This window comes from Microvirga sp. P4_A5 (genome assembly GCF_056402495.1).
Window position 1 is genome coordinate 69324 of the sequence record NZ_JBFUHH010000011.1, and the last position, 9161, is coordinate 78484.

The window sequence follows — 9161 nt, forward strand, 5'->3', positions numbered from 1 at the left end:
ATTACGAAGGCGCGACCACGCGTCCGATGGTGCAAGTCATCGATGCGCACAAGTCCTTCGGCTCGGTCGAGATCCTCAAGGGCATCAACCTCTCGGTGGAAAAAGGGCAGATCGTTGCGATTATCGGACCGAGCGGATCGGGCAAGAGTACCCTGTTGAGATCCATCAACCATCTGGAAAAGCTCGACAAGGGGGAGGTCTGGGTCGACGGCGTGCTGGTGAACCGGCCGCTCGGCGGCCGCGCATTCGAGCAGCACATCAACAAGGTGCGCCAGCGCATGGGGATGGTTTTCCAGCAGTTCAACCTTTTCCCTCACATGACGGTTGGCGAGAATGTCACCGCCGGCCCAATCCGGCTGCGGAAAATGACGGCCGCGCAAGCCCGCGATCTTGCCATGGAGTTGCTGGGTAAGGTCGGACTTCAGGAAAAGTACGATGCGTATCCGGCCCGGCTCTCCGGGGGTCAGAAGCAGCGAGCCGCTATCGCGCGGGCCCTTGCGATGGAGCCGTCGGTCATGCTGTTCGACGAAGCGACGTCTGCGCTTGATCCCGAACTGGTCGATGAAGTCAATCTCGTCATGAAGAAGCTCGCCCAGGAGCATATGACGATGATCATCGTCACGCACGAAATGCGCTTCGCCAGCGAGGTTGCGGACCGGGTGCTCTTCATGGATGGGGGCGTGGTGGTCGAGGAGGGACCGCCGGACCAGATTTTCACCAATCCGCAGATGGACCGGACACGCGCCTTCCTCAAGAAATACCTCACGACCTGAGGAATGGCCGCGTACGAACCGGTCGGCGCGGGCAGCGGTACAAACAGGAATTCACCCGATGGCAGGCAACAGCTTTCCCGATTTCGGACTCACTCACGAGGAGCGGCGCCGTGCCGTGCTCGGACATTATTACGAACAGCCCGGCATGGACGGCGCACGCGGCGAGATCTGGTGCTACACGGATCGCTTCTCGTATCGCGCAGGCGACACGATCACGTTGTTCGTCAGCGCATCCGCGGAGCGCTACCGGCTCGATATCGTGCGGGATGGTGGCGTGGAAACGCCCGTGGCAACCGTCGAAGGCTTGAGCGCGACCTGGCAGGATACGCCGGACCAGTGTTCCGTATTGGGTTGCGGCTGGCAGAGCTCGCATTCCTTTCGCATCCCGATGGATTGGAGTTCGGGCGCGTACCGCATCACGCTGACGGCTGAGGGACGCGACGGGCGCTTGATCCGATGCCATCATCTCTTCATCCTGCGTCCAACCGCCGGAGCGAAACCGGGCCGCATCCTGCAGGTGGCCGCAACGGGCACGTGGACCGCCTATAACACCTGGGGCGGTTCCAACCATTATCAGGGAATTACCGGCCCAGGTCGCAATCAATACGCGCCGATGGTGAGCATCGAGCGGCCGTTCTGCCGCGGCTTCGTGGTCTTGCCGCCGGAGGCGCCGCGCGTGCCGCTGGAAGTCTCAATCCCCCCCGCCATGCCGCCGCGCTATCCACATATGGAATGGGCGTATGCGCATGGTTACAGCAAGAAATATGCCTCATCCGGCTGGGCGAGCTACGACAGCCATTTCTTCCGCTGGGCGGAGCGGAGCGGTTATGCGGTCGATCTCGCGAGCCAGCACGAGCTCCATTTCGAGCCGGAAATCCTCGATGGCTACGATTGCGTGGTCTTCGTCGGGCACGACGAATACTGGACTTGGGAAATGCGCGACGCCGTCGAGAATTATGTGACGAAGGGGGGCAGGGTCGCGCGCTTTGCCGGCAATTTCATGTGGCAGACACGGTTGGAAGACGAGGGTCGCCGTCAGGTCTGCTACAAGTATCGCGCCGCCGAAGATCCCATTCTCGAGGGTGGCGACGTGACCAGATTGAGCACGTCGTGGGAAGATCCGCGCGTCGGTCGCCCGGGGTCCGAGACTTTTGGTCTCCTTGCCACGCGTGGTCTTTATGTGGGTTGGGGCGGTTGTGCGCCGCGCGGTGCGCGGGGCTTTCCCATCTATCGTCCGGAACATTGGGCGTTCGCGGGGACGGGAATCTATTACGGCGACATTCTTGGAGCGGATTCGCACGTCTTCGGATACGAGGTCGACGGCCTCGATTACGTGATCGAAGGCGGCCTGCCGCGGCCGGCGGAAGGAAGTACCGCGCCCGAGGGCCTGCAGATTCTCGGCCTCGGAATGTCATCTCTCAAGGAGGAGAGCGCGGATATTCCAGCCGACGACCAATTTCTGTCCGACGAAGATGCACGCTTCGTGGCAAGGACCCTGATCGGCGACGATCGGCCACCGTCGGTCGATAAGGTCAAGCGCGGTGCCGGCATGATGGTCAACTTCCCGATGGGGAAAGGCGAGATCTTTCATGCGGGGACCTGCGAATGGGTGGCGGGATTGCTGCGGCAGGATCCCATGGTCGAGCGCGTGACAGCCAACATCATGGACCGCTATCTTGGCCCCCGCTAAAGGGGAGCGCCATGGAACTGATCGACCATACCGATATCGTCATACGCGAGGCTGCTGCATCGGATCTTGATGCGGTGGCGGCGATGCTGCGAAATCTCGGCCGGCATGTGGGCGCGGAACCCAAAGTCACCGCAGGAGATCTCGCGGCCTTCGGCCCCCTGGGCCGCCGGCACTTCGAAATCCTCGTCGCGGAGGCGGAGGGCGGTGTCGCGGGAATCGTGCTCTATTCCATCGTGTTCTCGGCCTGGCGGGGGCGTCCGGGAATTTTCGTCTCCGATCTCTTCGTCGTCGACACGGCGCGTGGCCGGGGGTTGGGCACGCGCCTCTTGCGCGCGGCGATCGCCCGCGAAGCGCCGCGCGACTGCGCCTTCCTCAAACTCGATGTCGATCGGGAGAACAAGACCGGTATCGGATTCTATGAGAAACTGGGCTTCGAGATCGCAGCCTCCGATCACATCATGGTGTTGGAAATCGACAATACGAAAGCGGAATAAAGTTGCAAGGAGAGGGCGTGATCCCACACGCGTTTTAACGGCCTCACCAAGCAGTGAAGCTCGCCTGCCCCCGCGACGCGCCATCATGCGGCCTCGCGTTCCCTATCATCGCTGCCGGAACACAGTTTCGCCGTGCAGGCGCCGTCCCACGCCTCGACAAAAGCCTCGCTTGTTACGCGTCCTGCCGTACGATAGGCCGTTCCCACACGGTCGTTGCGGGCGCATCCGCGCCCATGCCGATGCACTAACGCAGAGAAACACAGCAGTGCCAGACGGTATCGGTTTTTCAGTGCTCAACAATGTTCCGGCATTGATGGCCTATGCCGACCGGCACGAATGCTACCGGTTCAACAACAATACCTATCGGGAATGGTACGGGGTCGACCCGGCCGCCGTATATGGAAAGACCATTCGGGACGTCGTTGGGGACGTGAATTACGCCCGTCTCGAATCCTTCATCCGGCGGGTGCTCGCGGGCGAGGCCATCCTCTACGAAGAGGAATTGGTGACCGCCACGGGCCCTCGGTACGTTCAAGGCAGCTATTCGCCGGATTTTGCGCCCGACGGTACGGTTCAGGGGTTCTTCATTCTGGTTCTGGACATCAGCGAGCGGCGGGCGCTCGAATTGCGGTTGACTGAGAGCGAGGCGCGCTTTTCCGGCGCGTTTCAATCCGCCGCGATCGGAATGGCGATCGTCAGTCCGGAGGGGCGCTATCTCCAGGTCAATGCTGCGATGTGCCGGATGCTCGGCTACACGCCTCAAGAATTCTACGAGCTTTCGTTTCAGGACATCACGCATCCCGAGGACCTGATCGACGATCTTGCGTTGTCGAACGCGACGCTGGATGGACGCTGGCCGATCTACACGCTCGAAAAGCGCTATCGCCACAAGAACGGCTCCGACGTCAACACGGTCCTGAGTGTCTCCCTCGTTCGCGACGAGACGGGAGAGCCGCTCTATTTCGTCTCCCAGGTCCAGGATATCACCGATCGCAAACTGGCCGAGGAACGGCTGTTCAGGGAGCACGAGCTCTCGGAGGTGACGTTGCGATCCATTGCTGACGGCGTGATCACCACGGATGTGGGCGGACGTGTGACATATCTCAATCCCGTCGCCGAGGCCCTGACCGGCTGGTCTCTCGATGAGGCATGCGGCCGAAGCATCGACGTGGTCTACCAGGCGGTTGCCCATAACGGTGGAGCATCGGTCCTCGATCCGCTGACCATCGCGGTCGGGGAAGAAAGGGTTGTTTGGCTCGGGAGCAATGCGACGCTTCGCCAGCGGTACGGCGGCGAGGTGCCGATCGAAGATTCGGCCGCACCGATCCGCGACCGTTCGGGAGCCGTAGTCGGCGCCGTGCTGGTGTTTCACGACGTCACCCAACAGCGAGCTCTCGCAAGCCAGATGGCGCACATGGCGCATCACGACCCGCTCACGGATTTGCCCAATAGAACGCTGTTTCGGGACCGTCTCGAACAGGCCATGAATCAGGCAAGCCGCACGGGACGCGGCGTGGCGGTGCTGTTTGGGGATCTCGACCGGTTCAAGCACGTCAACGACACGCTTGGCCACGCGGTCGGCGACAGGGTCATGGTCGAAGTGGCAAACCGATTGCTCGGCTGCATCGGCGAGGGCGATACGGTTAGTCGCTGGGCAGGCGACGAGTTCGGCATATTGTGTCCGCAAGTCGATATCTCGGGTACGGCCATCTCGGATCTCGCCGGGCGTATCGTGCGCGCGATCAGTGAGCCGATCCGCGTGGACGGATATCCCGAGCCCGTTGAAATCGGCATTTCGCTGGGCATCGCGCTTTATCCGCTCGACGCCAGTGGCAGCGATGAACTGATGCAGGCGGCGGACGTTGCGCTGTACGACGTGAAACGCAATGGGCGCGGCAATTACCAGTTCTTCTCCACCGCGATGAATGAAGGAGCCCGCGAACGGGCCAGCATGGAGGCGATCCTCCGCCAGGCCATTCGCAACGATAATCTCGAGTTGGAATATCAACCGCGAGTCCAGCTCTCGTCAGGACACGCCACAGGCGTGGAGGCACTGGTGCGGCTGCGGCATGGCGGGGACCTGATCTCCCCGACGCGTTTCATCCGCATTGCGGAGGAAACCGGATTGATCGGCCTCGTGGGCGCTTGGGTCGTCGCATCCGTCTGCCGGCAGCTCACCGCCTGGTCGGACACGCCCCTTAGACATCTCAAGGTTTCGATCAACGTATCGCCCATGCAGGCACGCCGCGAGGAGTTCTACGACACGCTCGTGGAGACCACCGAGCGATATGGCATCTCCCCCTCGCGCATAGAGCTCGAAATCACAGAGAGCACGCTGGTGGAGCCGAAGCAGCGGATCACCGCGAATCTGGCAAGGCTGCAGAAGGCGGGCTTCACGGTGGCGTTGGACGATTTCGGCACGGGCTATTCGAGCCTGTCCTACCTCAACCGTCTGCCGGTCGACACCCTGAAGATCGACCGTTCATTCGTGAGCGACAGCGATTCGCCGGAGGGTTGCGCCGTGGTGGCGGCGATCGTGGCGCTCGGAAAGGCTCTCGGGAAAGGCATTGTGGCAGAAGGCGTCGAGACGCGCCGGCAGCTCGACTGGTTGAAGGCGATCGGGTGCGAAGAGGTGCAGGGCTTCTATTTTTCGCCGGCGCTCGCTGCATGCGACCTCGAAGCCGCATTGCTGGCACTCGGGCTCCTTCCCGTCGGCGAGTGAGGCGGGACGTGAGAACGGCCTAGAGTACGACGATTCCCGCATGCTTGGCTTTGTTGTCCGGCTCCACATGGATGGTGACCTGAGCCTCGCCGATCTCGGCCTTGAGAGCGCGCTCCAACCGGTCGCAAATGTCGTGCGCCTGCGTCACGCTCATGCCGCCCTCGACCACCAGATGAAAATCCACAAAAACGATTCGGCCGGCGTGGCGCGTGCGCAGGTCGTGAGCCTCGATCGCGCCTTCGGCGTTGATCGCGATCACCTCCCGCACGCGGCTGAGCACCGCTTCGGGAAGCGCTTCGTCCATCAGGCCGCCGATGCTTTCCTTCATCAACATCCAGCCGGACCAGATGATGTTGAGGGCGACGAACGCCGCCAGCACAGGATCGAGCCAGTACCAGCCGGTCAGGGGGACAAGCAGCAAGCCCGCGATAACACCCGCGGACGTCACCACGTCGGTCATCAGGTGGCGACCGTCAGCGGCAAGCGCGGGAGAGCGCCGCCGCCGACCTTCACGGACCAGCACCCAGGCCCACGCGGCATTGATGAGGGTCGCGGCCCCGTTGATGGCGAGACCGAGCGCGGGCGCATCGATAGCCTTCGGGTTGAGGAAACCCGAATAGGCCTCTCGCAGGATCGCCAGCGCGGCGATGATGATGAGGACGCCCTCGAGGACCGCCGAGAAATACTCCACCTTGTGGTGGCCATAGGGGTGGTTCTTGTCGGCGGGCTCGGCGCTGAGACGGACCGCCATCAGAGCCGCGAGGGCCGTCACGACATTGATGATACTCTCGAGCGCATCGGAATAGAGCGCGATGCTCCCCGTGACCCGRTAGGCGGCATATTTCAGCGCAAGAACGATCGTTCCGACGAAAATGCTGCCAATGGCAAGTTTCTGGATCTTGTCCATCTTGTCACGACTTCAAGGGCGGATCGGGATTGGCCGACCTTATAGACGCCCCCGCTGCCAGCGCCAAGTCATTGTTCGGGTTTGCAAATCGCTCGCAGGTGCAACCGTTCTGCCATGCGGGGTCCATGATCTCCGCCCTCAGGCGGCCGCGGAGAGACGCTTCCGTAAGGTCGCGTAATAGCCGGACAAGGAGGGAGCCAGATCCACGCAACGCTGCATCAACCGCAGGGCTTCGGCACCGTCGCCTTTGCGAAAGGCAGCGAGCATCCGGGGATGCAGGTCCGCGACTTCCTTGAGGGCCTCTTCCCGCCCGTCAGGCGCCAGCACCGTGTAGATCGCGGATTCGGTCGCCCGGCCGCGCACGGCGATGCGGTCGAGTTCGATCAGCACATGCTCGGTGCGGACGGCCTCCGCGGTGACCGGCCCGAGGATAATCGACACGCCGTATTCCTTGGACAAGCCTTCGAGGCGAGAGGCGAGGTTCACGGTGTCGCCAAGCACCGAATAATCGTAACGCCAGCGCGATCCCACATTGCCAACGACGCAATCGCCCGTGTTGATTCCGACGCCGACCGCGAAGGCAGGTGCAGAAGGGCCCTCCTCCTCGCGAAGGACGCGGTTCAGTTCGCCGACCGCTTTCAACATTCGCTCGCCGGCGCGAACCGCGCGCTGCGCGTGATCGGGTGTGGGCAGCGGAGCGTTCCAGAACGCCATGACGCAATCGCCCATATATTTGTCGATGGTGCCGCCTTCGGCGAGAATCGCCTCGGAGAGCGGATCGAGCAGGCGATTGATGAGCGCGGTCAGCCGTTCGGGCTCGTCCTTCAGCCGCTCGGACAGGCTGGTGAATCCGCGAACGTCGCAGAACAGGACCGTGAGATTGCGGCGCTCGCCACCGAGCTTGAGCGCCGAGGGGTCCTGTGCCAACTGCGCGACGAGATCGGGCGAGAGATAGCGCGAGAAGGCGTGCGACACCGCCCGCCGCAGCCGTCGCTCGCGCGCGTAATCAATGCCTAACCGGGCTCCCACGACAAGAAGTGCCCCCGCGGCCGGCACCACAGGYGGCGCCCAGGTTCTGCCGGTGCGCAGAAGCAGCCAGCTTCCCACCAAAATTCCGAGAAGCAGCAGGATGGCAGCCGAACCCGTGTGCCAGTTGACGCCGTGTCGACACACGAACGCTGCGAGCAAGGCAACGCCCAGGACAATCCCCAAGGTGGCGATGCGCGGGATCGGCACCACGTAGAGCCGATGCAGCAGATTGTCGATGATGGTGGCCTGAACCTCGACACCCGCCGTGAGACTTTCGCTCGTCAGCGTATAGGGCGTGGGAAAGGCATCGACGGAACCACTGTCGACAGTCGCCGAGGCTTTTAGACTGAGACCCACCAGAACGATGCGATCCTTGAATTTCTCCGGTGGCAGAAACGCGTCGGGGTCGAGCGCCTGGTAATACGACACCGTGGGGTAGGATCGCGGAGGACCGAAATATTGAATGAGGGACTCAGCCGGCGGCGGCTGCGTTTCGATGCCTGCCGTTCGCAGAATCTGCGCGGCGAAACTGTCGGGCGCGTTCGGCATGGTCCGCAACGCTGCGTCCCCGTCGAGCGCAACCGAAGTCAGGCCGTCCACGGCGCCCGCATCGAGAAACATGTCGAGCGGAGCGACGCGGGTGACCTGGACGCCCTGGTCGAGGTGGGTCGCCACCTGGTCGGCGGCCAGGACGACATCCGGCCCAAGGACTTTTGCCAAAGCCTGGTCGGCCTCTTCGGTAGAAGGCTCTGCGAAGATGATGTCGAACGCCACGACCTTGGCGCCGGCCTGACGAAGTTTCTCGACAAGGCGTGCATGAAGCTCGCGCGACCATGGCCAGCGCTGGCCGACCTCCGAGAATGAAGGTTCGTCGATGGCCACCACGAGGGCGCCGGGATCGGCCGGGCGAAGAGGAAAAATCGTCGAATAGATGTCGTAGAAGCGCGCCTCCACCAATTGAAATCCCGGCAGGAGCGAAAGCGGCAGCAGCAGCCCGGTCACGAGGGCGGCGATCGCCCAGTGGTGCCAGATCGCTTCCCTTGCCGCCCCGCTGGATGGTGCGGCCTTGCCCATCTCAGAAACGCGCCTTCACGGTAGCGGCGACTGCGCGCCTCGGGCCGGGGATGGCGGGCGTGATCTCGTATTCGGCATCGAAGAGGTTCAGCGCAGTCACCCCCAAGAGCAGGCGGCGATCCGGCGTTTCCCATGTGACGGCTGCGTCGGCCGTCCAGTAATCGTCGAGTCCGACGCCGAGAAGGTCGCCGGTCCGCTGTCCCACGTAGGTTGCGGCGACTGTCAGCTTGATGCGGCTGGGGTGAATGAACGTAATACCGGCCCGTGCAAATCGATCGGCGATGAAAGGCACATCACGCCCCAACGCTTCTTGAGAACGGATGTCCGAATTCGTGGTGCCGATGGTGCCGAAAACCCCAATCCCATGCGTCAGCCAGAGGTTGGCTGTTGCCGCGAGTCGGTCGATTCGGGCTTTGCCGATCGAAAGGCTGTCGAATGTGTTGGCGACCGGGAGGCTGAGATCCTGCAGGTC

At 62.7% G+C, this 9161-nt stretch carries 6 protein-coding genes and 1 pseudogene; 4 read left to right on the top strand and 3 right to left on the bottom strand.

What is annotated here, in order from left to right; all coding sequences use genetic code 11:
• The first annotated feature begins 26 nt into the window (after nucleotides 1–26).
• From AC1DVM_RS05940 to AC1DVM_RS05955, 4 genes are all read left to right on the top strand, one after another.
• Entirely contained in the window at nucleotides 27–773 is a 747-nt protein-coding gene (locus AC1DVM_RS05940) for an amino acid ABC transporter ATP-binding protein (RefSeq protein ID WP_477252852.1), read from the top strand.
• A gap of 58 nt (nucleotides 774–831) precedes the next feature.
• The gene (locus tag AC1DVM_RS05945) at nucleotides 832–2463 is read left to right on the top strand and encodes a N,N-dimethylformamidase beta subunit family domain-containing protein (protein ID WP_477252836.1); all 1632 of its coding nucleotides are present in this window, start codon (nucleotides 832–834) and stop codon (nucleotides 2461–2463) included.
• A gap of 11 nt (nucleotides 2464–2474) precedes the next feature.
• Nucleotides 2475–2957 carry an N-acetyltransferase family protein gene (locus tag AC1DVM_RS05950; RefSeq protein WP_477252838.1) on the top strand — a complete coding sequence of 161 codons (483 nt, stop codon included), beginning with the start codon at nucleotides 2475–2477 and terminating at the stop codon, nucleotides 2955–2957.
• A gap of 265 nt (nucleotides 2958–3222) precedes the next feature.
• Nucleotides 3223–5679 carry a sensor domain-containing protein gene (locus tag AC1DVM_RS05955; protein WP_477252840.1) on the top strand — a complete coding sequence of 819 codons (2457 nt, stop codon included), beginning with the start codon at nucleotides 3223–3225 and terminating at the stop codon, nucleotides 5677–5679.
• A gap of 19 nt (nucleotides 5680–5698) precedes the next feature.
• On the opposite strand, the gene AC1DVM_RS05960 is transcribed toward AC1DVM_RS05955, so the two are convergent.
• The 3 genes and pseudogenes from AC1DVM_RS05960 to AC1DVM_RS05970 all read right to left on the bottom strand — a co-directional run.
• On the bottom strand, nucleotides 5699–6586 hold the full coding sequence (locus AC1DVM_RS05960; RefSeq protein ID WP_477252841.1) for a cation diffusion facilitator family transporter: 888 nt from the start codon (nucleotides 6584–6586) through the stop codon (nucleotides 5699–5701).
• 138 nt (nucleotides 6587–6724) lie between these two features.
• Nucleotides 6725–8689 (bottom strand): CHASE2 domain-containing protein, encoded by a 1965-nt coding sequence (locus tag AC1DVM_RS05965; protein ID WP_477252843.1) that lies wholly within the window; start codon nucleotides 8687–8689, stop codon nucleotides 6725–6727.
• Nucleotide 8690: 1 nt separating this feature from the next.
• Nucleotides 8691–9161, bottom strand: a pseudogene (locus AC1DVM_RS05970) (TonB-dependent receptor); the annotation flags it as partial.

What these genes read in the sequence shown, in the direction of transcription:
- AC1DVM_RS05940 (WP_477252852.1), top strand. Translation starts at nt 27, where the DNA reads ATGGTGCAAGTCATCGATGCGCACAAGTCCTTCGGCTCGGTCGAGATC.
- AC1DVM_RS05945 (WP_477252836.1), top strand. Translation starts at nt 832, where the DNA reads ATGGCAGGCAACAGCTTTCCCGATTTCGGACTCACTCACGAGGAGCGG.
- AC1DVM_RS05950 (WP_477252838.1), top strand. Translation starts at nt 2,475, where the DNA reads ATGGAACTGATCGACCATACCGATATCGTCATACGCGAGGCTGCTGCA.